Here is a 26,121-nt window from a genome sequence, read left to right as displayed (position 1 = left end):
TATTGTACGCTAGCTAGGCATCTAAACTCATCTGCTGAATTGATTGTTAGGCCAAGCTCAGGTAAGATGGCGGGCTGATTGAGAAATGCACAAGTAAAACCGGGTATTTCTCACCGTGTCTCGCCGTAGTTCAATGGATAGAACGTATGCCTCCTAAGCGTAAGATACAGGTTCGATTCCTGTCGGCGGGACCAGTCCCAACTCCTCCACTTGGTCATCAGGTAAACATGATCCAAGTAAAATCAATGGCTTAGAATGGATTTTTAAGCGAAAAATGGCTCAAGTAATTCTGATCCTGTTCTAAAAAGCTTTCTCCTGTCAATTTTGCGTTCACTCGCCCGCAACTTAATTGACAAATCACTACGTTCAAGTGTTATCAATCTATGGCTAAGATATTTCAAGGGTCCGTGAAGGTTCATTTCGGTCAAATCTACGTTTTGCCTATGGATACTTACGGCCTGGAGCTTGACGATTCATTTCGTGGTCAAGCCAATGGATTGTGTGGTGGCTCTATCTCTGGAACACTTTTTCTGATTACTGGATTGCATACTGGTGAAGTCGAATTCACCTTGGAAGTTTTTGATGCGGAACCGCCTATCGACGAAAAATGGGAAGAAATTGTAGAAGTGTCTTTAGACGTTGGTGAGAAGCCGATATCGGTGATGAATTGGGACGGGGATAAAGTATGTGGAATTCCTGTGACCAAGGGATGTTATCGCGTACGCTACTGCGCGTTTGACATGGATTTAGGTCACGAATCGCTAGGGGGTGATGGAATCGTGGATTTTTATCATTTGTCTATCTGGCCGTCTCCAAGAGCCGACGATGCCGTTGTTAAGCAAACATCGCAAAGCGCGCATTACTGGCATGAAACGGCACGTAATTTTTAAATAAGCTAGTTCCCTGCGCTACTGGGGAACTCCTCAAGTGCAAATCAACTCTCTGGTTCGTGGTAAACCGCTTCGATGTTGTGGCCATCAGGGCCAATGACAAAAGCTGCATAGTATCTACCCTGATATTGCGGGCGCAGACCAGGCGCTCCATTGTCTTTGCCTCCAGCTTCAAGTGCCGCGTGGTAGAAGGCGTCGACCTGCTGTCGGCTTTTGGCCTGGAAAGCCAGGTGAAGATGGGCTGGCTTTTCTTCGGTTTGGTACAGGCACAATGACACCTCGTCGTTTGCGCAAAGCTCGACACCGTAGGTCGGCACTCCCTCCGCTACAACAGCAACCCCGAGCGGTTCTAATGCCTTGAGGAAAAATGTTTTGCTCGCGACATAGTCGCTGACACCGAATTTGACGTGATCAAACATGGACTATCCTGATGTGTGCTTGCACGAGGGCAAACTAGTTTTAAAAATGCCAATTGAAAAGTTAGCAGAAAAGTTCAAATAGAGCAATTTTTGTGAAGTCTTAATGGCCCAGTCTTTGAATACGATTTTGCCTCGCTTCTTGCGATTGTTGCATTCATAAAACTGGTATCAATAGCTTTCAGTACGAGACTGCAAGCATAGATACATTTTGATAATAATTTTGCATATTCAGCAATGTTTTTATGTGGTCAAGTTAAATAAACTGCATTAGGATTTCTTTTTTAGGGCGTTAAATTTCTTTTAACTATAGACAGGGTGTATATGGATGCCGATGACGAAAAAGTAATCGAACTGAGCAAAACCAAATTGCGCTCATTGCTTATTGGTTCTGTCATATTTGTCGCGATGGGTCTTTGGATGGTGCAGCTTGATGCAGCTGACATTGCAGCCCAGCGTGGTTATAACAACCCTGCCATCATGCATGGCATAGGCGTGGCGGCAATTCTGTTTTTTGGACTTTGCGGCATGGTCGCTATCAGAAAATTGCTTGATAAAAAACCAGGCCTGATATTAAGTTCGGCAGGTATTGTTGATAACAGCAGTGGCGTTGCAGCTGGCTTTGTTCCATGGTCTGAAATTCTTGGTTTCAGTATTTTCGAAATACAAAGCCAGAAAACCCTGGTGATCAGAGTGAGTGAACCAGAGCGCTACATCATGGCTGGGGGTATTGCCAAGCGCATGCTGAACAGGATGAATTATAAGCTCTGCGGTAGCCCGGTCGTTATTTCAGCCAATTCCTTAAAACTGGGATTTAACGAGTTGTTGGAAATCAGCCATTCCTATTTTTACAAATATGGAAATTCGAGTGCTAAATCTCTGGCACCTACGCATGCTTGAGTTCAGTCTTGCATAATCTGCAGTGAGTATCCACAGGGAAATTAGCCGCACCACAGGCTGGACAGGGAATATTGTCGGGCAGATTGGAGCGATCCTCCATCAATGCATAGATAATAAATGCCACTATATTCAATGGCATGAGTATCAGCCAGGCACCAGAGCGCTTCTTTGCTTTTAAGTAAAACCAACATGCTGCCATGAGCACGCCATACACTACAAATGCGAGTATGCCGGAATATATCTCGTTCTTGGTTGGTCCCAATACCTGACTGCGGTAAATGATTACGCACATCCCAGTGAGATAAATTGCAACCGCAAGATTGCGCTTTTTTATGTAACCTGGAATCATGCTTGAGTATTTTTTCTAAATGTTCGGGTAAATTAATTTTACTTCACTGCGCCAATAATCGGTCCCAAATCTACCGTCACATCATTCCGGTTAAGTTCCACTGAATAGATGCCAGAAATACTGCCATCCAGATACAGGGCATCCTGACAATGCAGAGTATCGCGGAAGAATATCGCCATCTCATAAAAATTGACAGGCTGCTCGCTGATCACAAAAATGGCTTTGCTACCGATCACGCCAACGCCATTACGTTTGAGACGTGAATTGGAGTCGGGTTTGAAGGCAGGGTGTACTACGCCATTCCTGAGCAACAGAGGGCCGGACTGGGTCGCCAGCAAGACATCCTTGGCTATTGCTGGATATTCTGATGATTCAATCACTTGCGGGCCGGATTTGCTGACCAGGAATACGCCATTCGGTTTCAGAAAAAAATTCCCCCAGCCATTTGCCAGATTGAGTGCAAACAGTTGTTCCGTATTCTGTATGAACAAACCTACTGGCGCATAATTGGCGTGGTACATGCCGGCGTTCATCGCGAAGACCAGTTGCTTGTTGCGTGTGGCCAGCCAGGTCTTGAGTTGATCAAAACGCTTGAAACCTTTGCCTGTCTCATCACGCAAGAATAGTTGCAGTTCCTCGTGTTCTGTATCAACACTGATGACAGTGAAGCGAGGGTCAGCAGCCTGACAACTCAAGCTGACTAGCAGGCTTACTATAAACAATAATATTCTGTTCATGGGTTGCAAAGTGAGATGTCCAAATTAAAAGATTCGTGATTGGAGAATAGCGTGGTATTGATTTATTTGCTGTCATGTATTTAACGGGACATTTGGCTCATGCCCAGACGTGGCGTGCATCTGGTTTCTCTTTGTTCAATATTCAACAGGGTTTGCTGCAACTGGTTTTTCCAGGCGCTGCCATGAGAATTGATTCTGCACGCTATCTCACTGCTGGCAGATCTGACGTTGCCAGGTTCTGCACGTGCTTTGCGCTGCACTTCAAGCAGGCGTTCAGCAATCTTGTTCGCTTCGCCTTGATCACCTTGTGCACGCAGACTTTCTATCAACATCAGGTCAGATTGCAAATTGCCTGCAGGTTGGGCTCGTTGAATAAACAAGTTTATCAGCCAGTTGCCTGTATCCAGGGCATGTAGCCGTGTCGTTGCCATGGCTTCTTGCCTCGCCATCAGGTAGTCTTTTTGCAGCATGGCTATCATCCATTTTATTTGGTGACTCTCAAGATTTGCCAGATTGTTTTGCACAGGATCTTTTGCCTTGTTGGCGACCTTGCCAAGTATAGTCTGGGCCTCGGCAAATTTCTTTTTGCTGACAAGCAACCAGGCCTGGTCTATTTTTAAAGTGTGACAGAAAAAATCATCGACTTCTTTGGTGTCACAATCATAGTCGCTTGCCGCGGTTTGCAACTGGTGTTCTGCATCATCAACCCGACCGGTCTTATAGTAGGCGCGCGCCAGCATCTGATGTGCCTGCAAGAGCTGGGTATCATCTTTGTTCTTGTCTTTGGCGAACAGACTGACCACTTCCTCCTTCAGTATCAGTTGCGCTGGATTATCTGGGTCTACGTCGCGTGTCTGCAAAACTTCGGCTAATAAACGGGCATCATTTCTGTCGCTTTGCGCATGCAATCTTGCACGCAAAATGGCTTCAGCCTCTTGCAAATAATTGGCAACATCAGCTTCATTTTTCTTGGTATTTTCCGGCTCATCCTGATCTGACCAGTTGCGTATTGCACTCGCCATGGCAAAAGCGGCATCGGCATGCAGGTAAGTCGGTCGTACTGAGTTATTATTTTCAGCGTAATAAATTTTTGCTATACGCAGTGCATCTTCGGCGTCACCGTCACTGGCTTCATCTAGTGCAGATTTGAGTATGCCAGCTCGTTCACTACCTTGGGCTGCGATGATTTTTTCAGCACGTGCCTGTCTGAGTACCTTTCTTTCTTCTTGCCACGACTGCGCTGCGTCCTTGCCCTCATTCTCATTTATTTCTACTGGCTTACTGGCGTCGCTGGATGCCAGTAAAGAGGACAGGCCCTGGCCTGCCAGGCTTAACATGGTCGTTGGTGCAGAATAGATTAAGCTGAACAGGGCTGCCACCGGCAAGACTATACAGGCAATATATAAACCCAGCCCCGCGCTGCTTTCCTTCCAGCCTGGCTGTCTGCCAAGGTAGCGTGGTAATAAGGTTTGACCGACAGCCAGCTTATTGGCATAGCTCCATTTGCTGAAACTTGCATGACCAAGAAAGTCAAATAAGTCACCTGCAGCCTGGGCGAAATTTCTATTGCTATCGGGCGTCTGGGTATTTTGTTTTGATAAAAGTGAAGCTGCTCTGGCAAGTTTGTATTGAAATTGCGCACTGATGAGCGCGAGTATGCCAATACCCAGCACAATCCTGTCGCTGATGTACAGGCCATAGGCCAACATGGCGATACCGCTGCACATGGAAAACAAAAAGCGCAACCAGGGCAGGCGTGCCATAACCAGTAATTCGATGACGCGGCCACCATCGAGTGGCAGTACAGGCAATAGATTAAAACCGTTGACCAGCAATGAGGCCAGTGCTGCCATCGTCAGATACGGCCCCCAGGCTGCGTTCAAGATTGTTGGGTCCTTGACGATCAACGCAATACTGGCCAAAGACAACAGCAACCCAGGCATGGGGCCGGCCAGATAGACCAGCATATGTGTGAAGGGGCTGGCTTCATGCTTTTCACCGCTGGTGATACCGCCCATTCCCGGTACAAAAAATACCTGGACGTCACGAAAGCCAGCCAGCCTCATGGCTAGCCAGTGACCACCTTCATGCAAAGCAATGACACCACCGATGACCAATGCTCCGGTAATACCCCACCACCACGTACCCAATGCCAGGAAGGCGAGGGCAGACAAGGCAAAACTCGTATATTGATACCAACGTGGTGCCAGCATGGAGCGCAAGGCACACAGGGTACGCACGAAAGAGTAACGGTCGCGCAACTGACGTGCGGCGGTTATATCTGTAACGGGTCTTGTGGTAGTTGAGATGGCCGGGGATTTTACTGACTTATGTGTACTGGCTTTGCGCATGTGCCATGCCATTTTTAGCGAAGGCCAAAAACGAAAGCCATAAATTTTCTCGTCATCACGTTGGCCGCGTTGATATACCTTGGCCTCTCTGTCTAATCGTACCAGCCAGCGTTCAGCCAGGTTTTGTGCGATTTTCGGTGCATCGGCGGGATCACTGCGTTGTACCGTTATCAGTTCACGTACATGCAGGTGTGTTGTCAGTTGTCCCGCAAGGTCGACACTTTTGTCATTGATGACGGTAACTCGCGCCGGATAAGGCACCATGGTTTGCAGCAAGCCATTGACGGTGAGCAAAGCCCTGCCATCGATATAAGTATTCCACAGATAGACTGTGTACAGGCGTTGATCATGAGGCGATTCGCTGGGATAAACTTCGGCGTGCACATCTTGCGCCAGGTGGTGATAGACATCGCAATAGCTGGCAGGGATATCATCCGCCGCGATCATCGAGCGTTCGCGCCAGCTATGCATATAGCGGAAACCGGCTTGCTCCATTTCAGTGCGGGCGGCATCCAGTACTGGTAAAAGATCACCACTCGCCGTGCGCAGGCTGGGCGTTTTTCGAGGGGTCCATAACTGCAATTTTAGTAAACGGTTCATGCTGATGACCAGAACCAGCACTTGCAATAGCAATATGACGGCGATGACCGTCACGACTACACTCCACAACAGGTCCATCCCAATTTCCACCCAATTCTCCACGCGCAAAATATCAGATGCATTGTCAGCTAAATGAAGTGAAATTGCGAGTGTACGACGTGATTTAGCGGCTAAATCAATCGAATTGGTGATTGAAATGGCATGACTGTCAGCGCAATATAAACATCTTTTGCAATTTCGATGGTATTTATGAAATGAGTTCCGACAAGCGATGGAATCGCAGGGGCTTATTTAATTTGCATTGAGTTGCCTTGAACAGGTCAGTCAGTGAAGAGATTGTTGACAAGCTCCGGCATTTTACGGAGCTTGATAAAGGGGGGCAGAGGATTTGCAAGTATCAATATTGGGCAGCGATGATTTCTATTTCAAGCAGAAAGCCTGGTTTGACTAAAGCGGGGATGATCATCAGCATGGATGCTGGCCTTGCATCACCAAGATAATTGCTGCGTACTTTGACGTACTCTGCAATATCAGATTCTCTGGTCAGGTAGTGCGTGACTTTGACGATATCCGCTGTTGTCATGTTGCTGCTGTCGAGCATACGGACAATATTGCGCCAGGCAAGATCAGCCTGACCGATAATATCTTCTGGCAAATTGCCGTCCTGATCCAGACCAGATGTACCTGAAGTGAATAACCACCTGGCGTGGCCAGAGACTTCCTGAGCGTCTGTGTATTTACCGATTTGGCTGGCGATACCGATATTGTGGGGGATATGCATGTTCATCTTTCGTTGTGGATAGTGAGGTACATTATGGGCAAGATGTAATCCCGACATTTCAGCCCAGGATGAAGTATGGACGACGCGCAGAACATTCCCGATATCATTCCCAGCATTATTCCCCGCATTGCCGCCTTGATGGCAGACCCGGCACGCGCAGCCATACTCTGGACACTGATAGATGGCACGACACGTCCCGCAGGTGAATTGGCATTTGCAGCAAATGTGTCAGCACAGTCAGCCAGCGCGCATCTGGCCAGGCTGGTGGACGGTGGGCTGTTAATTTCGCAGGCGCATGGGCGGCATCGGTATTTTCGTATTGCCAGCGCCGAAGCTGCTGGCCTCATAGAATCGATAGCAGTTCTTGGTGCGGCTACTCCCACTAAGGCATCGCGTCAGCCGCCCCCACCTGCGTTGGTGCGCACCATGCCCCACCAGTTTTTACATGCCCGGACTTGTTATGACCATCTGGCTGGCGAATTGGCTGTGCAATTACTTGATGCCATGTTAAAAGCAAAATGGCTGGAGCCGGAAACCAATGATTTCAAACTGACCTCATTAGGGCGCGAAAAACTAGTCGCCATAGGTGTCACAAGTCCTGAACATGCAAAGAGTCGCCGCGTGTATGCACGCTGCTGTATAGACTTGACGCAGCGCCGACCGCATCTGGCTGGGGTGCTGGGTGCTGAATTACTGGACTTGTTTGTCAGGGAAGCCTGGATATTGCGTACCCCACGCTCGCGGGTAGTCAGCGTCACGCCCAAGGGCCAGCAGGCTTTGCGGCAAATTCTTGAGGCATAATTCGAACATTCTTGACTACGCACTGAAATCAAGCTGCCACAGAGCAATAGCATCACTACTTATTTGTAACACCATGTAATCCTGAGCTCTTAGCCCGGTTTCGAAATTGCCAATCGCATGCCAGTCGCGTATATTTTCACCCCGTACGCCAATAGAACGCATTCCATCTGATTGACGAAATGCGTTCTAACGTTGATTGAATTTCTTTAAGGTAATAACTTCATGAAAACCAAATTAATTTTTTGCTTGTTAAGCGCCTTGCCACTGATCGCAGCGGCTGATGTGACCGTGAACATGAACCAGGTGAATGAAACAGGTGTCGGCACTAAGCTGGGACAGGTTGTAGTTTCTGAAAGCAAATACGGCCTGGTGTTTACGCCTGCGTTGACAGGGCTGACTCCTGGCTTGCATGGCTTCCATGTACACCAGAATGCGGATTGCAGTGCCAAAGAAAAAGACGGCAAACTGGTCGCGGCATTGGGTGCAGGCGGCCACTATGATCCAGAAAACAGCAATCGTCATGGCACACCATGGGGTGATGGCCACGCGGGTGATTTGCCACCTCTGTATGTTGACGCGAGTGGCAATGCCAGCCAGCCTGTATTGGCACCACGTTTGAAATTGGCTGACCTCAAAGGTCGTTCACTGATGATACATATTGGTGGTGATAATCACTCTGATCATCCGGCGGTATTGGGTGGCGGTGGTGCGCGCGTCGTTTGCGGCGTATCCTGAGTTGTATAACTCTGCTGCCTGTCTCGTATAGTCAAGGCAGCAGGGCTTAAGCTGGTCAGGTTTGCGCTTCAGCCTTGGCCGCTTTTTCTTTCTTGAAGGGATTGCGGTCGGGCGCATCTTCATGTTCTATACCCAGGAGCAGGCGTTTCATGAGTTTGTTCAGTACGGGCTGACGGTGACGCACAAATACACCAAAGGTTTGCGGCTTGGCACCCAGTGCAGCTTTGGGTTCCAGCGCAGTGCGGCCATAGGAAATGCGCTTGCAACCCAGGTCTATCGCATCAGCAATACCTGCATGCAGCAGGCGCAAGTAAATTGGCAGTTCTTCAGCGGCGGCACGGTCAAAGCCTATGTGATAAGCAATCGCGGTTTCGCCATCGGCGACAGAAATCAAAAAGCCCAGCAAGCGGCCATCTCGCCTGATGACGCTGCAGCGGAATTTGTCGCCAGCAGCTGCCTGTAATACAGGAAAATATTCTGGCAATAGTTCGAATGGGCGAAAGTCAGCATTTACCTGTACCGCCTTGTATAGCGCAAAGATATCGTCGAGTACTGGTGTCAGGTCATCCAGCCGCTCCAGACTGCAATTGGCCTCATCCATGGGTTTGAGTATGGCATTGCGGATATTGCTGCGGTATTTGGATGCAAGGCTGGCCAGGTAGTCGTCGTAATTTTTCCATGCTGGTGCCAGGTCCAGCACCATATTGGGTTCGGTTTCTACATAGCGGTAACTGAGGTTCTCCAGATGTGCGGCCTGATCGATGTAGGGATCATGTAAATCCTTGATCATGACGAAATGGGTTTTACCCGCCAGCTTTTCTGCCTGGCGCACGCGGTACAATACTTCCACTACGCCATGCCATGCCAGTTTTGGATCGACATTTTTGGCAAAGGCAATGCCATGCTGGCCGAAGGTCAGAAAGTTGCCGCAACTGAGTATGCGTTGCCTGGCGTGTTGTGCCAGTTGATCCAGTGGTAGCGCCCATTTTTTATCTGTGTCAGCCGCCTTTTCTGGTCGTGCTTGTGCCAGGCTGATATCGGCAATCTGCATATATACGGCGGCGACCGGTTGCCGGTCTGCACCTGTGCCGTCAAAAATCAGGGCATAGCGGGCTGACAGGTTTAGTGGCAATACCTGCTCAAGTGCGCTCAGGTATTCCAGCGACATGAAAAAGCCGGATTGTGCTGCCAGTTCTTGCCATGATGCGGCATCTAGCATGCTGATGGAATCGGCAATGGCATAATACAAGTCAGCAGGGCCCCGCAGACGCTTGCGTTCTTTTTGGCGTTCTTTCAAGGCGTTGGTAATGGACTGCAGGGCAGCAGGAATTTTCATGTTTCAGACCTACAATGAATTGTGAGTTTGCATCATAAGCGTAAATCAGTATATGGAACAGTATGCGAAAGACTGTATTGTTAGAATTTGCAACAAGGCTGATTTCCCATAGTTCTCATGCAGTCAGCAGGCAAAACAGAGAATCAAGTTTAAGGAATTCGTGGATATTTTATTTTTAGGCACCTCAGCAGGTGCACCAACCCGTCAACGTAATGTCACTGGCCTGGCTTTATTGTCAGACCAGGGCAGTGAATGGTATCTGGTCGATTGTGGTGAGGCTACCCAGCATCAGATATTGAACACCTCGTTATCCGTACACGGTTTACAGGCGATTTTTATTACCCATACACATGGCGATCATTGTTATGGCTTGCCGGGTTTACTGGCCAGCGCCGCCATGAATGGTCGTAAAACTCCTCTGCACATCATTGCACCGGCAGGCATACAAAACTGGCTGCAGGTAACCCATGCGATGTCAGAATCTTTCTTGCCCTATGAATTGGTATTCACGGACGTTGAGAATATGGATGTGTGGCAGGATCATGCAGTGAATGTCCACGCAATCAAGTTATCGCACCGTGTGCCCACACATGCTTATCGCTTCAGCGAAAACCATACCGTTGCGGTGCTGGATACGGCCAAATTGCAAGCTGAGGGAGTACAGGCAGGGCCATTGTGGGGACGTTTGAAGAAAGGTGAAGATGTCATTCACGATGGAAAAACTCTGGTCAGCCGCGACTATTTGCATCACCCCTATCCCTTGCGCAGCATCATCGTCGGTGGTGACAATGACCAGCCCGGGCTTTTACTGGAAGCGAGCCAACAAGCACAAGTGCTGGTGCATGAAGCGACTTATACAGAAGATGTAGCAGAGAAGGTTGGCGCACGTGTCCAGCACTGCTCTGCTGCTGCCATCGCCAGCTTTGCGGCTACGGCTGCTTTGCCCAATCTGGTGTTGACACACTTCAGCGCACGCTATCAGCATGACAGTGAAAAATCACCCTACATAGGCGATATCGAGGCAGAGGCCAGGGCGAATTATCAGGGTAATCTGTTTCTGGCAGAGGATTTTGCGCGTTTTCGCCTGGACAAGAATGGAGTATTAAGCAGGATTTCTTAAAAAAAGTGGTGATTTCGGGCCAAATGCCCAACTTGTTGAAGAAATAAGCACAAGCGCTCGTTGGCATAGCATAATCGCTGGCACCGGAGGGCTATCATGGTCAACCGGTCAACGATAGTCCAACCTGAGACGAGGAGCGAGCATGAAAACAGAATTGCTATACCTGAGCTATGTCACCATACTGACTGGCGTATTGTGGATACCCTATATTCTTGACCGCGTACTGACCTGTGGCCTGTTAGCCGCTGTCGGCTATCCAGATAATGGCAAGCCGCAATCAAAATGGGCCGTACGCATGATGAAAGCGCATAGCAATGCAGTAGAAAATCTGGTGGTGTTTGCTACTCTTGTCCTGCTGGCAAACGCTGCGAATATTTCCAATGCGATGGTCGCCAATGCCAGCATGCTGTTTTTTGCTGCCCGTCTGGTACATGCGGTCTGCTATACCTTGGGCATACCCTGGGTTCGTACCCTGGCTTTTTTGGCTGGTGTTGTAGCTCAGGCCATGGTTGCTGTGCAATTGCTGGCGCATTAGACCGTTGCTGCGGCCAAAGTAAGGGTCTTCGTCATTCTGGTTTCTATCGTATCGAAGCGAAGCCCTGGACATTCTTAAAAAGATAAAGCGCCATGATTGAATTCATTTTTGAGGTTCTATTGCAGTTGGTGTTTGAGATTCTTGAAGTAGTATTTACTTCAGGCGCAGGAAAGCGCGAGCGTGAATCGCAGTCACCCATCGTCACTGCAATTATTTATATTGCCTTCGGCATCATGGCGGGCTTCGTCAGTTTATGGATATTTCCGCAAGCCTTTATCCATAATAGCCTGGGCCGTATAGCCAATCTGATCTTGACACCGGTATTGATGGGTTTGCTGGCCGCCGCCTTTGCCGCCTGGCGTGCGGGTGATGGGCAAGGTCTGCGGCTCGGGCGTTTTATTAATGGCTACGTGTTCGCACTGTCGTTGGCATTGGTGCGTTTCCTGACTACAAATAATACGTGATGGTGTATTGAGATTTGCTATTGCTTAGGCATCAGCGGCAGCATCAGGGAGTCAGCAAAATCATCCAGCTTGCTGATAGTCGTCTCGTTATAGCAATTGCAGGCAATAGCAATCGCAACGTTCTTGCTGGGGATGACTCTGTTGCTGGCATAGTAGGTTAATTCTGTGCCGTTATGTACGCTGACATTGCCCAGCCCCGTGATGTTCATGACACCCCAGCCCAGGCCATAGCTGTCTACAGGTGTATGCATCAATTGAAAATTGGCTTGATTCAGGTAATTGCTTTGCCCTTGCAAGCCACGCAGGTGTTCACGCAAAAAAACGCCGTAGTCGGCCAGGCTCAGATTCATGCCACCGGCAGCATTGATAAAAAATGCATAGCGGGGATCGATCACGGCTGGAGTGGCTTTCCAGTTGCCAGCGACCAGGGTATGTCCAATATTATTATTGGCACCCGCATCTTCAGGGAATCCAAAGCGTCCTTTGATGTTGAGTGGCGCGAACACTTCTTTCTGCATCAGGTTTTCATAGCTGTCGCCAGCAGCAACTTCTGCCATCAAGCCTGCCAGGGCATAACCTATGTTGGAATACAGCATCTTGCTGTTTGGCGGGTATTCAGGAGCATCTTGTAGCAACAGGACAGCGAGAGAACGACGGTCTGCCAGTAAGTCACCCGTCAGCAAGGGCAAGGCTTTTTCTATGGTGCCGTCATTCACTTCACGTGGCAGACCAGAACGATGGCGCAGTAATTGTTCTATTGTGACGTTCAGATACTCAGGGCGGATTTGTGTGCGCCAGGCTGGAAATGTTTCTGCTACTGTCGTATCCCAACGTATCTTCTTTTGTTCTACTAGGCGACCTATCATGGTAGCAGTTGCGGCTTTCGTCAGCGAGCCCAGCTGGAACAAGTCTGTACTTTGCACATTCTGGCTACCATTGACTTGTCTGGTGCCTGCCACGACATTTTCTACTTTGTCTTGATTGACGATAGTTACAGAAACAGCAGGCAAGTTATTACTGTTGCGGAATCGCTCAAGCTCCGCACGCAAGGCGTCTCCAGATAATAATGCTGCCGGTTTTTGTACTTCCACCGCTGGAGTAGTCGTGGGTGCTGAGGAGTTGGAGCCACCACCACAAGCGGCTAGCATGCCGCACAAGCAGGCAGTAATCAATCTGGAATTCAAATGCATATGCATAGTCCTATCTAAAAAGTATGCGATCAGTATCTTCAAGGAAGAAACGGGAATTGGCAGCGTCATGTATAGCCTCTGTCATTCTTGAATGCAGAGTTGCAGAGGCACAGATGCACTACAGCGCGGGCGCAGTATCGCTACTTATTTGTCAATAGACTATGTTTTCGTGCAAGGTATAGCTTTATAAAGCGACAGGTATTACATGGCGAAACTTGTTGCGATTAACGGCTTGCACGTCATGGATATGGCATTATTATTTCCGGGTGAATTTCAGTTGTCTCAGTATATTTTTTTGCAGTAACTGATCCTGTGTCGCATGTGACGGGTCAGAGTAAAGATCAAGACTATATATTTGTCCCGCGCCATTTCTTTGTGGGCGCAGGAAGAAATAGCGCCATAGAGTCAGCTCACCGACGCGTATTGCCTGACACTGATGGACAACCAGGCCGGCGCTGCGGATATTGCTGTGCCGTGCAGGTTTGTTCTCACATAATTCGTCCGCCAGTTCTGCGGTTGACTTTGCCATGGTGATTACGTCATATCTGACAAATAGTTCCAGGTGCGGTTTTTGTTCAAATACTCCATCGCTGCATGAGTCAGAACGAAGCAGAGCAACAAAACCATGATTGGGCCCAGGCGTGGGAGTTGTGCATATATTGAGGCGATGCGGAAATTGAATGGTGAAGCCGTAAGCAGAATTGTCATATCTGTCTGTCCTGGCCTGATCAGCCGCAAATGCATCAGCCACCGGTAGTGACGCTGCTAATAGCATCAGACAGGTCATGCATAATTTTTGCACTGAAGCAGTGATCTGAAGAGTGATTTTCACGTCGGATTTAAGGCTAAATAAAAAATTTTCTGGCGCAAGCGGTTATTGCAAAATATATCACTATAATTGATGCGACCATATCTTAACCATCAGGGATACAGAATGCTGAAGAATTGCATCGCCGCCATACTCATTGCATGTACCTGTTTTGCCAGCCATGCCGCTGACTTTCCCTTAAATGCTGTACCTGACCCGCTGAAGACCTGGGTGCCATGGGCAATGGATGGTATAGAAAACTTTGGCTGCCCACAGCAAGGCCCTGATGCAAGTCAAAAACAATGCGTGTGGCCAGGCTTGCTGGATCTGAAGGTGAATGCATTGGGCGCGACATTTACCCAGGACTTGCAGGTACATCGTGATACCTGGGTTTATTTGCCGGGCAATGCCCAGCACTGGCCACAAGATGTCAGTGTCGATGGCAAGCCGCAAGCAGTTATTGCACGCGATGAAATGCCCGTCATTAAATTGACACATGGTGCGCACAAACTGGCAGGTAAATTTATATGGACTGTGGTGCCAGAGTTTTTACCTCTGCCGCAAAGCGCCGCTTTATTGAAACTGGATTTGAATGGCAAGCCTGTGAGTTTTCCGGTACGAGATGAAAGTAACCAGTTATGGCTGCAACGCAAAGCGGACGTAGATAGTGGCGAACAAATCCAGCTCCGGACATTTCGTAAAGTCACAGATGGTGTACCCATTACGGTAGAAACTTATATCCGTCTTGAAGTGTCGGGCAAGGGCAGGGAGATAAACCTGGGGCGCACACTTTTGCCAGACCTGATACCTCTGGAATTGAAGTCAACTTTACCCGCAGTCTTGAAACCAGACGGTAGCATGACAGTGCAAGTCAGGGCAGGCAAGTGGGAGATACGCTTGCTGGCACGCCAGCCTGGCCCGGGCAAAACCCTCAGCCTGCCTGAAGGTGCGGAAGAAGAAGTCTGGTCTTATGAAGCAACGCCATTGATACGTACAGCGGCGATAGAAGGGCCATCCACAGTTGACCCGCAACAAACCACCTTGCCGCCAGAATGGCGTAACTTGCCAGCTTATCTCATGCATGCTGGCAGCACATTCAGTTTCAAAGAAATACGCCGTGGTGACAGTGATCCAGCTCCGGATAAATTGTCTTTGCAGCGTCGTCTGTGGTTGAGCTTTGATGGCTCTACCCTCACCATGAGTGATCAGATCAAGGGTGATATCAGTCACTCAAACCGCCTGACCATGGGCAATATCGCTCAACTTGGACGTGTCAGTGTGTCTGGGCAGGATCAATTGATTACGCGCGGCAATGACAAACTTGCAGGTATAGAAGTCCAGCGCGGAAGCATAGATCTGGGTGCCGACAGTGTGGTTGGCAATAGCACACGCAAGCTGTCCGCAGTGACCTGGCAAAAGGATTTTGACAAGCTGGGCATAGAACTGATCTTGCCTGCAGGCTGGCGTCTGCTGCACGCAGGCGGGGCCGACAAGGCGGATGGTGCCTGGCTTTCTCGCTGGAATTTGCTGGACTTTTTCCTGGTATTGGTGATTGCCCTGGCAGCAGGCAAATTATGGGGTAAACAATGGGGTGTGCTTGCCTTGTTGGCCCTGGTATTGTCTTATCAAGAGCTAGATGCACCACGTTACTCATGGATAGTGCTGTTCGTGCTGATAGCCATTTTGCGAGCTTTGCCAGCCAGCAGGTTTCAAGTTTGGATCAAACGCCTGCAGCAAGTCAGTTTGCTGGTGTTGATCTTGCTGACGCTGTCATTTGCAACACAGCAGGTGCGTTCAGCCTTGTACCCCGTACTCGAAACTGATGGTGCTTCTGACTATTTATATCAGCGTAGTCAATATGATGGAGCGCCAGCACCTGCCGCTGCACCGGTAGCAATGCCGGCGGAAGTCAATGCAGAAATGCAGGGGGGGAGTACCATCGCCGAAGCACCGCCACCACCTCCGGCAAAAATGCGGAGCCCGGTGATGAGGGAAGAAAATATGCCAGTCCAACAGGCTGCTGACAGACTTAAAGCCGATGCAATGAGATCATATAGCTCAGCCAAACCCAAGGTGTTTTCCAGGTCGCAATCTACCAACTACCAGGCTCTGGACCCAGATGCCAAAGTACAGACCGGCCCGGGTTTGCCGACCTGGAATTGGCGTTCGCATCGCTTGATATTTGATGGCCCGGTCAGACAGGATCAACAACTGGATTTATGGTTGTTGCCGCCCTGGGCTAATAAATTGCTGGTAGTACTGCGTCTGATTTTGCTGGGGCTGTTATTGATGTGTGTGAGTGAATTCAGAAGAGGGACTGGTCAGGGACCGACTGATGCCGGTACATCTGTAGCAAGCAGATGGTCCTGGCGCGGCTTGGGCAAAGCCGTGTCCATACTGGTGATGAGCAGCTTGACTGCCTGGTCCGCTACATATAGTGAGTCTGCACATGCGCAAATGCCGGACAATGAAAAGCTGGAAGAGTTAAAACAAAAATTGACGCGCCCGGCAGACTGCCTGCCAGATTGTGCAGAAATCTCACGCATGATGGTGCAAATCAATGGCAGTAGCGTCAGACTGGGCCTGGATGTTGATGCCGCGATTGACGTCGCCCTGCCTTTGCCTGGTGGTCTCAAGCACTGGCTACCCGCGCAGGCGCAACTGGATGGCAAGCCTGCCTATATACGTCGCGGTGATGACGGCACGATTTGGTTGCTGGCACCCGCAGGACGGCACAGGGTAGAACTAACAGGGGAGCTGATGCAAAGCGATACCTTGCAATTGCCTTTGCCGCAAAAACCCAGACATGTCGATATTCATGCTGATGGCTGGGATGTGGCCGGTTTGTCAGACGACTCAGGTGTTGCCGATACTCTGCAATTCAATCGTCGCATCAAAGCCAGCAACAAGGCAGAAGCCAGCGCGCTGCCCAGTTTTTTACGTGTCACGCGCCGTTTGATACTGGATAAGGAATGGCAAGTCGAAACCACGGTTTCGCGTCTGTCACCCATGGGCCAGCCTGTGCTGGCACAAATCCCCTTGTTGTCAGGCGAAGCTATCACCACCGCTGGTCTGAATATCAAGGATGGCAAGGTAGCTGTTAATCTGGGACCGCAAAGTGATAGCGTGGAGTGGCGCTCGAATTTACCACAGACCGCTCAGCTCAAGCTGAGCCTTGGCCAGCAAAGCAACTGGGTGGAAACCTGGATTATTGCTGCTTCGGGTATCTGGCACCTGGGTACTACTGGATTACCGCCATTGGCCAATGATGCTAATAATGGAGAGAACGGTGCTGATCTGGTGTTCCGTCCATGGCCAGGAGAATCTTTAGCGATCAGTATAGAACGTCCGCAAGCCATCCCCGGCCAGACGCTGACCATCGATGAAAGCCGCCTGATCGTCAGTCCTGGCAGCCGGGCCACTGACTATCAACTGAAACTGCATTTGCGTAGCAGCCGTGGCGGTGACTATACCCTGACCTTGCCTGAAGGAGCTGCATTGCAACTTGTCAGTATCAATCATCAGGTCAGACCATTGCGTGCGAATGGCAGACAACTGGTGTTGCCGGTCGTGCCAGGTGTGCAAGACATAGAAGTGCAATGGCGCCTGGATCAGGGCGTTGGTACCAGCTATGCGACGGCTACCGTCAATTTGCAGCAGGCTAGCGTCAACAATAACCTGCAACTGAAGTTGCCACGTGACCGCTGGCTATTGCTGGCAAGCGGCCCTGGCATGGGGCCTGCCATCTTGTTCTGGGGTAAACTTATCGTCTTGCTGCTGGTTGCAGTCGCTCTTGGCCGCTATGCAGGCTTGCCCGTGACAACCCGGCAATGGTTGTTGCTGACCCTGGGATTAACGCAAGTGGCCTGGTGGAGCGCCGCCCTGGTGGTTGCCTGGTTCTTTGCCTTTGTCCAGCGCCAAAAAACGGCGGAGGGCCTTACTGCAAGATGGCAGTTTAATCTGCGTCAACTTGGCTTGGCTGTATTGACCCTGGTCATGCTGTGTATTTTGCTCGATGCCGTGCAAAGCGGCTTGCTGGGGCAACCAGACATGCAGGTCGTCGGTAATGGATCCAGTGCCAATAATCTTGTGTGGTATGTGGACAGGGTAACGGCAGAGCTGCAAACAGCATGGGTATTGTCACTCCCCATGCTGGTCTATCGCGGCCTGATGCTGTTGTGGGCTCTTTGGCTGGCCTGGTCCTTACTGGCCTGGTTGAAATGGGGCTGGGGCGCATTTGCCAGCGGTAGCTTATGGAAGCAAAAGCAGCGTGTGCTGGAAGCTGAAATAGCCACGCCTGAGGTTGCTGTCAATACCGAGCTTGCAGAGGGAAGCACAACAGATAATCAAAAATAATGCATAAAGTCAGGCATAGCTGGCTATGCCTGACTTTATTTACCCGCCTCGAATTGCAAAACATTTGTACGCTTAAGTATCATTTGCCTATTTTCCAGAGAAGTCAGAATCAAATCAGGACGCAATCAAATTTTTTAAATACTCATGCAAGCACCCTCAATTTATTTAAAACCAAATTTCCTCTCCGCGCCTGACAGTTTATTTGATCAACTGAAAAACGCGGTGATCTGGGATGAAAGAATGCGCGCTCGCAAAACAGCGAGCTTTGGTGTGGCCTATGATTATTCTCAAATATCGTATGCGCCGACGCCTATGCCAGATTTCTTGCAAAGAATCTGCAGGGCTGTGGAAAATGAATTGGGGTTTCTTCCCAATAATTGCCTATTGAATTTTTACACTGACGGCAATTCAGCCATGGGCTTTCATTCGGATTCCATTGATGAGTTGGCGGAGGGTAGTGGGGTTGCCATTATTTCGCTAGGCAGCTTGCGTCATATTGTCTATCGCAGAAAACAAGATAAAAGCCAGGAATTTCTGTATGCATTGCAGCCGGGTAGCCTGCTGTATATGTCTGCGAACATACAAGAGGACTGGCTACATGCCATTCCCAAAGAGGCGGGATCAGGTGAGCGGATTAGTGTGACTTTCAGAAAAATGTTAGTCAAGGCTCCGACAGAGCCTTGACTAACACATATGTTTATAAGGCCGTCCGCAAAGAAAATAATTCCGGGAACAACACCACGTCCAGCATCTTGCGCAAATAGCTGACACCTGCGGTGCCACCCGTACCAGCTTTGAAACCGATGATGCGTTCTACCGTAGTCACATGACGGAAGCGCCAGATGCGGAAGGCGGTCTCCATGTCTACCAGTTTTTCTGCCAGTTCGTACAAGGACCAATATTTTTCTGGTGTTTGATAAACTTGCAGCCAGGCTGCCTTGACGGATTCATTGGCGACTACACCTTGTGACCAGTCCTGTTGCAGGCGGTCCGCATCAATGACAAAACCCTGGCGTGACAAGAGCATGATGGCTTCATCATAAATTGAGGGTGTGCGCAAGGATGCATCCAGGGTTGCGTGCACTTCAGGTTTGCTCTCATGTACAGTCATCAGGGTTGCGTTCTTGTTGCCCAGCAGGTATTCCAACTCACGGTATTGATGTGACTGGAAGCCTGATGAAGCACCAAGGTAAGGGCGTATTGCCGTGTATTCGCTAGGCGTCATGGTGGACAAGACATCCCAGGCATGCACCAGTTGATCCATGATGCGGGCAACGCGTGACAGCATCTTGAAGGCTGGAGGCAGATCATTGCTGCGTATGTGCTGACGTACCGCATGCAGCTCATGCAGCATCAGCTTGATCCACAGTTCGCTGGTCTGATGCTGGATGATGAACAGCATTTCATTGTGATTGGGGGAGCGTGGATGCTGGGCCGTGAGTATCTGGTCCAGACCCAGATAGTCGCCATAGCTCATGGATTCACTAAAATCGAGTTGCGCGCCATGCCATGACATGGGGCATTTGCCTGCTTGTTCGTTGTTGCTCATGATGTTTCCTTAAATATTTTCCAGGCTTAAAACCATTGTCCAAAGAGGCACGGAGGAGAAAAAATTCTTCCAGGTTTTCTCTGTGAGCCTCTTTGCCTCTGTGTTGAGAGGTCTTAAATCAAGTCACTGCATTACGTTCAGCATTTGCATCGTAATCTTTGCTGTCAAGAATATCGCGCAAGCCTTCTGCTGCATCCCATACATCAACGAAGCTGGTGTATAGAGGTGTGAAACCAAAGCGCATGATGGCGGGTTCTCGATAATCACCGATGATGCCGCGCTTGATCAGTGCCTGTATCACGGCATAGGCATGCGGGTGTTTGAAACTGGCCTGACTGCCGCGTTGCTGGTGCTGGCGTGGGGTAACCAGTTCCAGCGGATGTGCTGCGCAGCGGGTTTCTACCAGGGCGATGAACATATCAGTCAGTGCCAGCGATTTTTTGCGTATGGTCTGCATATCTGTCTTGCCGAAAGTATCCAGTCCACAGGCAACCATGGCCAGTGAGGTGATAGGTTGGGTGCCACACAGGGCGCGTCGTATACCTGGGGTAGGGGTAAAGCCAGGGCTCATGGCAAAGGGGCTGGCATGGCCCCACCAGCCGGACAATGGATGATGGAATGCTTCCTGATGGCGTGCTGGCACCCAGATAAACGCTGGTGAGCCGGGACCACCATTCAGGTATTTGTAAGTGCAACCAACAGCAAAGTCAGCATTTGCGGCATTGAGATGCACAGGTACTGCACCGGCAGAATGTGCCAAATCCCACAAAATCAGTGCACCGTGCTGATGGGCAAGAGCAGTGACGGCTGCCATGTCATGCAGATAGCCGGTGCGATAATTCACATGCGTGAGCATGACCAGTGCCGTGCTGTCATTGATGACCTGTGGAAGTTCATCTGGTGAATCGATCAACTGAATTTGATAACCGCGATCCAGCCAGCGGGTGATGCCTTCCGCCATGTAGATATCGGTAGGGAAGTTGCTGCGCTCGGTAATGATAGTCTTGCGTTTGCTGTCAGTAGCCTGTATCTGTAGCGCGGCAGCAATTGCCTTGAACAGGTTGACCGATGTCGTGTCGGTGACGACCACTTCATTGACTTCAGCGCCAATCAGTGGCGCAAGCTGGTTACCCAGAGTGGATGGCAGATCGAACCAGCCTGCAGTATTCCAGCTCTTGATCAGATCTGTTCCCCATTCGCGGGTGATAACATCTTGTGCTCTTTGCAGCGCTGCCTTAGGGCGGGCACCGAGAGAATTGCCGTCGAGATAAATCACACCGGCAGGCAAATCAAATTCTTCACGCAGTGCGGCCAGCGAGTCTTGCTGATCAAGTTTTTCGCAATCGCTGCGGGTGATGGTGGCGGTTTGTGGCATTACAACAGGCTCCTCAATATGGTCCATACCGGAGATGCATCAAGTCCGGCGTGTTTAAGTGACAGGCAAATCAATTCATCATCTCCAGTGGCGGCCTCGCCGAAGGCAATGACTCATAGGAAATCATGCAGAGATTTTATGCCGGATTGCCTGAATTTTTCTTGCAAATTGCAGCATGAAAACTAGAATTAATAGAATATTCTGCGAATTATATTTAAAATTTTGATATAAAATGCATTGATGGGTTTGTGCATCGCGCAAAGGCGTCAATTTGTTTTTATTTTTACAATTTCTTGTTTTTATGCTCTTGGTAATGATAGATTAAAAAAACACTCGCCACAAAGTAAGGAAATGTCGTTTGCAAGCGGGCTTTCTTTTTACCTTGCCTTCGTTCTGAGAAGTTTATTCTTAAGCTTAAAAGGAAATATGCAACTTGACGCCACCGATCTGAAAATCCTCCAGCAATTGCAGACTGATGGCCGTATCAGTAACCAGGAACTGGCGGACAAAGTATTCCTGTCCCCATCATCCTGCCTGCGTCGCGTGCGCATGCTGGAAGACGCGGGCATCATCCATCATTATTGTGCAGTCATTGATGCTGCGGCTGTTGGGCTGGAAGTCGATGCCTTTGTCCAGGTCACCATGCGCCGCGATGTAGAGCAATGGCATGAGAATTTCTCGCAGGCCCTGCAACAATGGCCGGAAGTAATCGGGTCTTATATCATCACCGGGGATGCCAATTACCTCTTGCGCGTACGTGCCCGTAATCTAAAGCATTACTCAGCATTTGTGCTCGAACGTTTGTATAAAACCACGGGTGTGCTTGATATACGTTCAAACATCGTGCTGCAGACATTGAAGGACACACAGCAGATTGCCACCAGTTTGCTGGTGGCCGAATAAACCAGACTGGGCCAGATCAACATTTCCATGTTCAAGCCATGATTTCTTTTGACATTGATGAATACCGCTATAACCTGCGGGCTGCTGCCATCATTCTGGATGGTGACAAGGTGCTTTTGCATAAGATCGAAGGCGATGCATTCTGGTGTGTGCCAGGTGGACGTGTCGATGCTGGTGAACAAGCTGCGACCACTGTGGTGCGCGAAATGCAGGAAGAATTATCAGAACAGGTGACTTGCGAGAAATTCTTGTGGACGGTAGAGAATTTTTTTGAATACCGGGGGCAAAAACATCATGAACTGGGTTTGTATTTTTTAGTTCGTCTTTCGCCTGATTCGCGTCTCTTGACAACTGCAGGCCCATATATAGGTAATGAAGGAGATTTGAAATTGACCTTTAAGTGGTTTGAGCGAGCGGAGCTGACGACACTCGATATACGCCCTTCGTTTTTAGCTCAAGCATTGGCCGAGTCTGATCTGCATATGCAGCACATGGTGCATGAAGAAAGTACTGGTGCGCAATCGGTCTGAGCATGATCACCTGATGTAGGATTATTCAAGGAACAAACCTCAAACTCATCCAGCTCAGCATGGCTTGAGTACCAATTAATTCTGATCTGCATCGGATTTATTTCACCTGCAATTCTAAATTTACCTGTCCGACAGTCATGTCTTACAGTTTTTTAGGACTGGTCCGATACGTATAAATTGCTGTTCTGATTACACTGTGCCCAGTATGTTCAAAGTAATAAAACTTAGCAGGACATAAAAAATACGCCAATATTCGCGAGAGTTTCTGGCCATCCCTTTTTATTGTTTTGAGCTTACAGCATCCTGTATTTGGCGACAAAGCGCGTACAGGTTCTTAGTAATTTCAATATTCTCATGCGCATTTCGCGCATCGTATTGTTTAATCAGTATTCAGGAGATTTATATGAAAAACGGACGTCAACAAGACAATTCTTTCCAAGACCGCGATCGCCAGATCAAAACACACCACGTCAACACCGGTAGTCGTCATGATACTTACGGCCATCAGAATGACTTCGGTCAGGATACACGTCACGGATATTCCCATCACGCGAATGATGCCGGGCGTGAACAAATGCAAAACCGCAATGCCGGTTTGCAAGGTTTCTATGACGGTCAATATGATGGTCAATATGATCTGGATGGTGGTCGTCAACAAGATCAGCGCTATCTGAACCAGAATGGCCAGGGGCGTTATTACCCGGATCAATATGACCGTCAGAATGCCGGTCAGCCGGGGCGTTCTTACGGTCAGCAGTCCAACCAGGATTGGTATGGCAACCAGGCCAATGATGGTCGTTATTATCCGAATGACTTTGACCAATATGACCGCAATCCCAACACCTATCCACGATTGAATGCGGGCGGCTACGATAGATATGACCGTGGCAATAGCCAGCAAGTGACACGTGGCGGATATGAAGATAGCCGTCATGCACAGCAAGGCGGCCACTTCGATCCAGATTATCATCAATGGCGTAATCAACAAATTGAAGCACTCGATAATGATTATGAAGACTGGCGCAGGGAGCGCTATCAAAAATTCTCTACTGAATTTGATGCATGGCGTAGTAGTCGCTCGGCTAATGCGACAAAAAATGCACAAGAAAAGAATGGCCAGAACACAGCTGTCTCTGCTGCTACTGACAACAACTCAGCGGGCAAATCGAAATAAATACTTGCTGCCTGAGTAATTTCAACGATTGTTGAAAATATGGGAAGACAGATTTTTTGCCTTCCCTGTTTCAGTTATGCATTAATGCAAATCTGCTCTGGTGCTCATGATAGCTTTCTGCCACAATTTGTAAGTCACATACAAGTTTGCGGAGCCCGTCATGCCATGTCTTTCGCGTCCCATTCGTCTTGTTCAATCCATCCTTGGCGCCAGTCTCTTACTTATCAGTTCCTGTGTGCTGGCTATCTGTCAGCCCGGTAAGCTGGTAGTGCAAGTGCTGGGTTCCGGCGGACCAGAACTCAGTGATCAGCGTGCCTCTACTTCTTACCTGGTCTGGGTAGAGCAAAAGGCCAGGATATTGATAGATTTTGGCAGTGGTGCTGCACTGAATTATGAAAAATCCGGCGCCAATCCGGCTGAGCTGGATGCGGTGCTTTTCTCGCATTTTCATGTTGATCACACGGCGGATTTTCCTGCGCTGGTCAAAGGTCTGCCATTTGCTGGCTATGATAAAGAGCTGCGTGTTTTTGGCCCACCCAAGCGAAGTGTTTTTCCGGGGGTAAAAGAATTCATGCATGCCCTGTTTAATCGTGAAACGGGTGCTTATGCCTATCTGGCAGATTATGCAGACCCTGATGTCAGCAGCCAGTTCAAAATGGAACTTGAAGAGGTGGGTCTCAAACCTAAAGAAATCAAGCGCTACGATATTGATGAAAGTCTGACGGTCAGTGCCGTCAGCGTCTTGCATGGGCCTGTGCCTTCATTGGCGTGGCGAGTGGAAAGCAAGGGTTGTAGTATCACTTTCAGTGGCGATACCAGCAATACCGATCAGGCGCTGGATCAACTGGCACTAGGTACAGATGTACTGGTTGCACATAATGCCGCCCGCGAAAATGATCCTGATGAAGTCGCCCGTCTACTGCACATGATGCCAACAGAAATTGGTCGCATTGCTGGCACCGCCAAAGCTGGCAAACTGGTCTTGTCACACCGGATGAAACGTACTCTTGGACATGAGATGGAAAGTACTGCGGCAATACGCAAGAATTATGCAGGCACCATTTTGTTTGCCAACGATATGCAACGTATCATCGTCGGTGGCAAATAAATTTTGGGGAGACCTGCATTGAGCCATGTAGTCTTCCGCGTTTATATAGATGAGTTCTAAAGATCTGCAGGCACACGTGGGCTAAACGCACCGCTCTTTAAAATGCCGTAAGCAATGACTGAAGCTATCAGGGCGTAGGCTATTCTGGGTATCCATTCTGCCACCTGCTTTTGTTGCAGTGCCAGACTGGCGTTTTCCCCTTTGGCATAGCGGGATAGCATTTCGGGTAATGTGCCACTGGCTTCGCCGGTTTGTATCAAGCCCAGCAAGGTGTCGTCGACGATGTCGGGTAGGGCTCGCACAGCTTCTGCCAGTGTTGCGCCTTTTTGCATGCGTGGCAAAATGCGTGCGAGTTCGCGTCTTAATAAAACATTGCTGGCACCTTGCAAACCCAGTGGCAAGGCGTCGAACATGGGCAGACCTGCTTCCAGCAGCAGAGCCATGGTTTGCCAGAAATCGCAAAGATTGCGGCGCTTGTGCATTTTGCCCAAAACGGGCAGGGATAGTAATACCTTATCCAGCCAGGATGCAGGTGCGTCCGCCGGGCGCATCTGGAAGCGTCTGTAAGCATAAATACCGCCAGCGACCAAACCCACGGCTAGCAGAATGCTGCGTGCAGCATGCCAGAGATAAGCCGCCATACTTAATGAGCCGGCAACCAGTTGTGGCAAGGGAGGAATAAATAAGGCCAGTATACCCATCAGAACGGGGCGCATCATGCCTGATCTGATCGTGGCAATTTGTTGCGCCTTTTCTTCATAGTAGCTGGCCAGGTGGCGGTAGGTGGGTGTTGGGTCGCCAGCAGCCAGTGCGGCCTGCAGCAAACCTGCTTCCAGTGGCGTCCACAGGCCGCTTTGCAAACCAGCATCGGCCAGGTTTTTGCCGCGTTTAACGGTTCGCAGGGTTTCTACCATCCTGCTTTGGTACGGCGCAGGTAATTTGATCATGGGCAGGGCCTGCAGCGCCGGGATGCCCGCATGGCTTAATGCAGCCAGTTGTTGCAGTAAGTCTGCACGTATGCGGTAGGGTAGGGCCAGTTGTGACTTATTTTTCATGCATGCTATTGTGCCATGGATTAAACTAGAAAAATTCCTTGCAATACAACTGGAGAAG

The 26,121-nt window shown here is 49.4% G+C and carries 23 protein-coding genes and 1 tRNA gene; 14 read left to right on the top strand and 10 right to left on the bottom strand.

The genetic code is table 11. The features are described from left to right. Window positions 1-119 precede the first annotated feature (119 nt). A tRNA-Arg gene (locus AC3WQT_RS25195) sits at window positions 120-194 on the top strand. 189 nt (window positions 195-383) lie between these two features. After that, window positions 384-890: a hypothetical protein gene (locus tag AC3WQT_RS25190; RefSeq protein ID WP_492708196.1), complete on the top strand. Its 507-nt coding sequence runs from the start codon at window positions 384-386 to the stop codon at window positions 888-890. 44 nt (window positions 891-934) lie between these two features. Here the strand turns inward: AC3WQT_RS25190 and AC3WQT_RS25185 are convergent, their stop codons facing one another. Next, window positions 935-1,309 carry a VOC family protein gene (locus tag AC3WQT_RS25185; protein ID WP_492708194.1) on the bottom strand — a complete coding sequence of 125 codons (375 nt, stop codon included), beginning with the start codon at window positions 1,307-1,309 and terminating at the stop codon, window positions 935-937. Between the two features lie 321 nt (window positions 1,310-1,630). Between AC3WQT_RS25185 and AC3WQT_RS25180 the strand changes: the two genes are divergently transcribed. Then, complete coding sequence (locus AC3WQT_RS25180) at window positions 1,631-2,206, top strand: STM3941 family protein (protein ID WP_492708192.1); 576 nt, start codon at window positions 1,631-1,633, stop codon at window positions 2,204-2,206. A 387-nt stretch (window positions 2,207-2,593) separates the two neighbouring features. Here the strand turns inward: AC3WQT_RS25180 and AC3WQT_RS25175 are convergent, their stop codons facing one another. The 3 genes from AC3WQT_RS25175 to AC3WQT_RS25165 form a co-directional block, all read right to left on the bottom strand. Next, a complete protein-coding gene (locus AC3WQT_RS25175) occupies window positions 2,594-3,292 on the bottom strand; it encodes a phosphodiester glycosidase family protein (RefSeq protein ID WP_492708190.1) in 699 nt (232 codons plus the stop codon). Window positions 3,293-3,372: 80 nt separating this feature from the next. Further along, on the bottom strand, window positions 3,373-6,333 hold the full coding sequence (locus AC3WQT_RS25170; protein ID WP_492708188.1) for a hypothetical protein: 2,961 nt from the start codon (window positions 6,331-6,333) through the stop codon (window positions 3,373-3,375). 307 nt (window positions 6,334-6,640) lie between these two features. Beyond that, window positions 6,641-7,024, bottom strand: a complete 384-nt coding sequence (locus AC3WQT_RS25165) for a RidA family protein (protein WP_492708186.1) — start codon at window positions 7,022-7,024, stop codon at window positions 6,641-6,643. Window positions 7,025-7,099: 75 nt separating this feature from the next. Between AC3WQT_RS25165 and AC3WQT_RS25160 the strand changes: the two genes are divergently transcribed. Continuing rightward, entirely contained in the window at window positions 7,100-7,825 is a 726-nt protein-coding gene (locus tag AC3WQT_RS25160; RefSeq protein ID WP_492708184.1) for an ArsR/SmtB family transcription factor, read from the top strand. A 222-nt stretch (window positions 7,826-8,047) separates the two neighbouring features. Further along, a complete protein-coding gene (sodC, locus tag AC3WQT_RS25155; protein ID WP_492708183.1) occupies window positions 8,048-8,560 on the top strand; it encodes a superoxide dismutase [Cu-Zn] SodC in 513 nt (170 codons plus the stop codon). Window positions 8,561-8,615: 55 nt separating this feature from the next. Here sodC and AC3WQT_RS25150 read toward each other — a convergent pair whose 3' ends face one another. Next, window positions 8,616-9,896 carry a GNAT family N-acetyltransferase gene (locus AC3WQT_RS25150; RefSeq protein ID WP_492708181.1) on the bottom strand — a complete coding sequence of 427 codons (1,281 nt, stop codon included), beginning with the start codon at window positions 9,894-9,896 and terminating at the stop codon, window positions 8,616-8,618. Between the two features lie 160 nt (window positions 9,897-10,056). On the opposite strand from AC3WQT_RS25150, the gene AC3WQT_RS25145 reads away from it, so the two are divergent. From AC3WQT_RS25145 to AC3WQT_RS25135, 3 genes are all read left to right on the top strand, one after another. Further along, window positions 10,057-11,016, top strand: a complete 960-nt coding sequence (locus AC3WQT_RS25145) for a ribonuclease Z (protein WP_492708179.1) — start codon at window positions 10,057-10,059, stop codon at window positions 11,014-11,016. 142 nt (window positions 11,017-11,158) lie between these two features. Then, on the top strand, window positions 11,159-11,551 hold the full coding sequence (locus tag AC3WQT_RS25140) for an MAPEG family protein (RefSeq protein WP_492708178.1): 393 nt from the start codon (window positions 11,159-11,161) through the stop codon (window positions 11,549-11,551). A 92-nt stretch (window positions 11,552-11,643) separates the two neighbouring features. Continuing rightward, window positions 11,644-12,015, top strand: coding sequence for a hypothetical protein (locus AC3WQT_RS25135; protein ID WP_492708177.1), 372 nt, complete (start codon window positions 11,644-11,646; stop codon window positions 12,013-12,015). A gap of 17 nt (window positions 12,016-12,032) precedes the next feature. Here AC3WQT_RS25135 and AC3WQT_RS25130 read toward each other — a convergent pair whose 3' ends face one another. Both AC3WQT_RS25130 and AC3WQT_RS25125 read right to left on the bottom strand, forming a co-directional pair. Continuing rightward, window positions 12,033-13,205, bottom strand: coding sequence for a serine hydrolase domain-containing protein (locus AC3WQT_RS25130; RefSeq protein WP_492708175.1), 1,173 nt, complete (start codon window positions 13,203-13,205; stop codon window positions 12,033-12,035). A 256-nt stretch (window positions 13,206-13,461) separates the two neighbouring features. Further along, window positions 13,462-13,734 (bottom strand): hypothetical protein, encoded by a 273-nt coding sequence (locus AC3WQT_RS25125; RefSeq protein WP_492708173.1) that lies wholly within the window; start codon window positions 13,732-13,734, stop codon window positions 13,462-13,464. Window positions 13,735-14,139: 405 nt separating this feature from the next. On the opposite strand from AC3WQT_RS25125, the gene AC3WQT_RS25120 reads away from it, so the two are divergent. Both AC3WQT_RS25120 and AC3WQT_RS25115 read left to right on the top strand, forming a co-directional pair. Next, window positions 14,140-18,369, top strand: a complete 4,230-nt coding sequence (locus AC3WQT_RS25120; protein WP_492708172.1) for a hypothetical protein — start codon at window positions 14,140-14,142, stop codon at window positions 18,367-18,369. A 144-nt stretch (window positions 18,370-18,513) separates the two neighbouring features. Beyond that, entirely contained in the window at window positions 18,514-19,053 is a 540-nt protein-coding gene (locus tag AC3WQT_RS25115; protein WP_492708170.1) for an alpha-ketoglutarate-dependent dioxygenase AlkB, read from the top strand. Window positions 19,054-19,066: 13 nt separating this feature from the next. Here AC3WQT_RS25115 and kynA read toward each other — a convergent pair whose 3' ends face one another. Then, the gene (kynA, locus tag AC3WQT_RS25110) at window positions 19,067-19,918 is read right to left on the bottom strand and encodes a tryptophan 2,3-dioxygenase (RefSeq protein WP_492708168.1); all 852 of its coding nucleotides are present in this window, start codon (window positions 19,916-19,918) and stop codon (window positions 19,067-19,069) included. Between the two features lie 118 nt (window positions 19,919-20,036). Beyond that, a complete protein-coding gene (gene kynU / locus AC3WQT_RS25105) occupies window positions 20,037-21,293 on the bottom strand; it encodes a kynureninase (RefSeq protein ID WP_492708166.1) in 1,257 nt (418 codons plus the stop codon). Window positions 21,294-21,719: 426 nt separating this feature from the next. Here kynU and AC3WQT_RS25100 point away from each other — a divergent pair, with 426 nt between their 5' ends. The 4 genes from AC3WQT_RS25100 (at window position 21,720) to AC3WQT_RS25085 (ending at window position 25,008) form a co-directional block, all read left to right on the top strand. After that, window positions 21,720-22,196 (top strand): Lrp/AsnC family transcriptional regulator, encoded by a 477-nt coding sequence (locus AC3WQT_RS25100; protein ID WP_492708165.1) that lies wholly within the window; start codon window positions 21,720-21,722, stop codon window positions 22,194-22,196. Window positions 22,197-22,234: 38 nt separating this feature from the next. After that, complete coding sequence (locus AC3WQT_RS25095; RefSeq protein WP_492708164.1) at window positions 22,235-22,726, top strand: NUDIX hydrolase; 492 nt, start codon at window positions 22,235-22,237, stop codon at window positions 22,724-22,726. Between the two features lie 403 nt (window positions 22,727-23,129). Beyond that, the gene (locus AC3WQT_RS25090; RefSeq protein WP_492708163.1) at window positions 23,130-23,900 is read left to right on the top strand and encodes a hypothetical protein; all 771 of its coding nucleotides are present in this window, start codon (window positions 23,130-23,132) and stop codon (window positions 23,898-23,900) included. Between the two features lie 160 nt (window positions 23,901-24,060). Then, window positions 24,061-25,008: an MBL fold metallo-hydrolase gene (locus tag AC3WQT_RS25085; RefSeq protein ID WP_492708161.1), complete on the top strand. Its 948-nt coding sequence runs from the start codon at window positions 24,061-24,063 to the stop codon at window positions 25,006-25,008. 56 nt (window positions 25,009-25,064) lie between these two features. Here AC3WQT_RS25085 and AC3WQT_RS25080 read toward each other — a convergent pair whose 3' ends face one another. Continuing rightward, entirely contained in the window at window positions 25,065-26,063 is a 999-nt protein-coding gene (locus tag AC3WQT_RS25080; protein ID WP_492708159.1) for a type II secretion system F family protein, read from the bottom strand. Window positions 26,064-26,121: the final 58 nt, after the last annotated feature.

This window comes from Undibacterium sp. FW305-107 (assembly GCF_058788535.1).
Note: the sequence above shows the minus strand (reverse complement) of the source record. Positions and strands in the feature narration are given on the sequence as shown.

Coding starts and splice junctions, on each gene's coding strand:
- AC3WQT_RS25190 (WP_492708196.1), top strand. CDS start 384: ATGGCTAAGATATTTCAAGGGTCCGTGAAGGTTCATTTCGGTCAAATC.
- AC3WQT_RS25185 (WP_492708194.1), bottom strand. CDS start 1,309: ATGTTTGATCACGTCAAATTCGGTGTCAGCGACTATGTCGCGAGCAAA.
- AC3WQT_RS25180 (WP_492708192.1), top strand. CDS start 1,631: ATGGATGCCGATGACGAAAAAGTAATCGAACTGAGCAAAACCAAATTG.
- AC3WQT_RS25175 (WP_492708190.1), bottom strand. CDS start 3,292: ATGAACAGAATATTATTGTTTATAGTAAGCCTGCTAGTCAGCTTGAGT.
- AC3WQT_RS25165 (WP_492708186.1), bottom strand. CDS start 7,024: ATGCATATCCCCCACAATATCGGTATCGCCAGCCAAATCGGTAAATAC.
- AC3WQT_RS25160 (WP_492708184.1), top strand. CDS start 7,100: ATGGACGACGCGCAGAACATTCCCGATATCATTCCCAGCATTATTCCC.
- sodC (WP_492708183.1), top strand. CDS start 8,048: ATGAAAACCAAATTAATTTTTTGCTTGTTAAGCGCCTTGCCACTGATC.
- AC3WQT_RS25150 (WP_492708181.1), bottom strand. CDS start 9,896: ATGAAAATTCCTGCTGCCCTGCAGTCCATTACCAACGCCTTGAAAGAA.
- AC3WQT_RS25140 (WP_492708178.1), top strand. CDS start 11,159: ATGAAAACAGAATTGCTATACCTGAGCTATGTCACCATACTGACTGGC.
- AC3WQT_RS25135 (WP_492708177.1), top strand. CDS start 11,644: ATGATTGAATTCATTTTTGAGGTTCTATTGCAGTTGGTGTTTGAGATT.
- AC3WQT_RS25130 (WP_492708175.1), bottom strand. CDS start 13,205: ATGCATTTGAATTCCAGATTGATTACTGCCTGCTTGTGCGGCATGCTA.
- AC3WQT_RS25125 (WP_492708173.1), bottom strand. CDS start 13,734: ATGGCAAAGTCAACCGCAGAACTGGCGGACGAATTATGTGAGAACAAA.
- AC3WQT_RS25120 (WP_492708172.1), top strand. CDS start 14,140: ATGCTGAAGAATTGCATCGCCGCCATACTCATTGCATGTACCTGTTTT.
- AC3WQT_RS25115 (WP_492708170.1), top strand. CDS start 18,514: ATGCAAGCACCCTCAATTTATTTAAAACCAAATTTCCTCTCCGCGCCT.
- kynA (WP_492708168.1), bottom strand. CDS start 19,918: ATGAGCAACAACGAACAAGCAGGCAAATGCCCCATGTCATGGCATGGC.
- kynU (WP_492708166.1), bottom strand. CDS start 21,293: ATGCCACAAACCGCCACCATCACCCGCAGCGATTGCGAAAAACTTGAT.
- AC3WQT_RS25100 (WP_492708165.1), top strand. CDS start 21,720: ATGCAACTTGACGCCACCGATCTGAAAATCCTCCAGCAATTGCAGACT.
- AC3WQT_RS25095 (WP_492708164.1), top strand. CDS start 22,235: ATGATTTCTTTTGACATTGATGAATACCGCTATAACCTGCGGGCTGCT.
- AC3WQT_RS25090 (WP_492708163.1), top strand. CDS start 23,130: ATGAAAAACGGACGTCAACAAGACAATTCTTTCCAAGACCGCGATCGC.
- AC3WQT_RS25085 (WP_492708161.1), top strand. CDS start 24,061: ATGCCATGTCTTTCGCGTCCCATTCGTCTTGTTCAATCCATCCTTGGC.
- AC3WQT_RS25080 (WP_492708159.1), bottom strand. CDS start 26,063: ATGAAAAATAAGTCACAACTGGCCCTACCCTACCGCATACGTGCAGAC.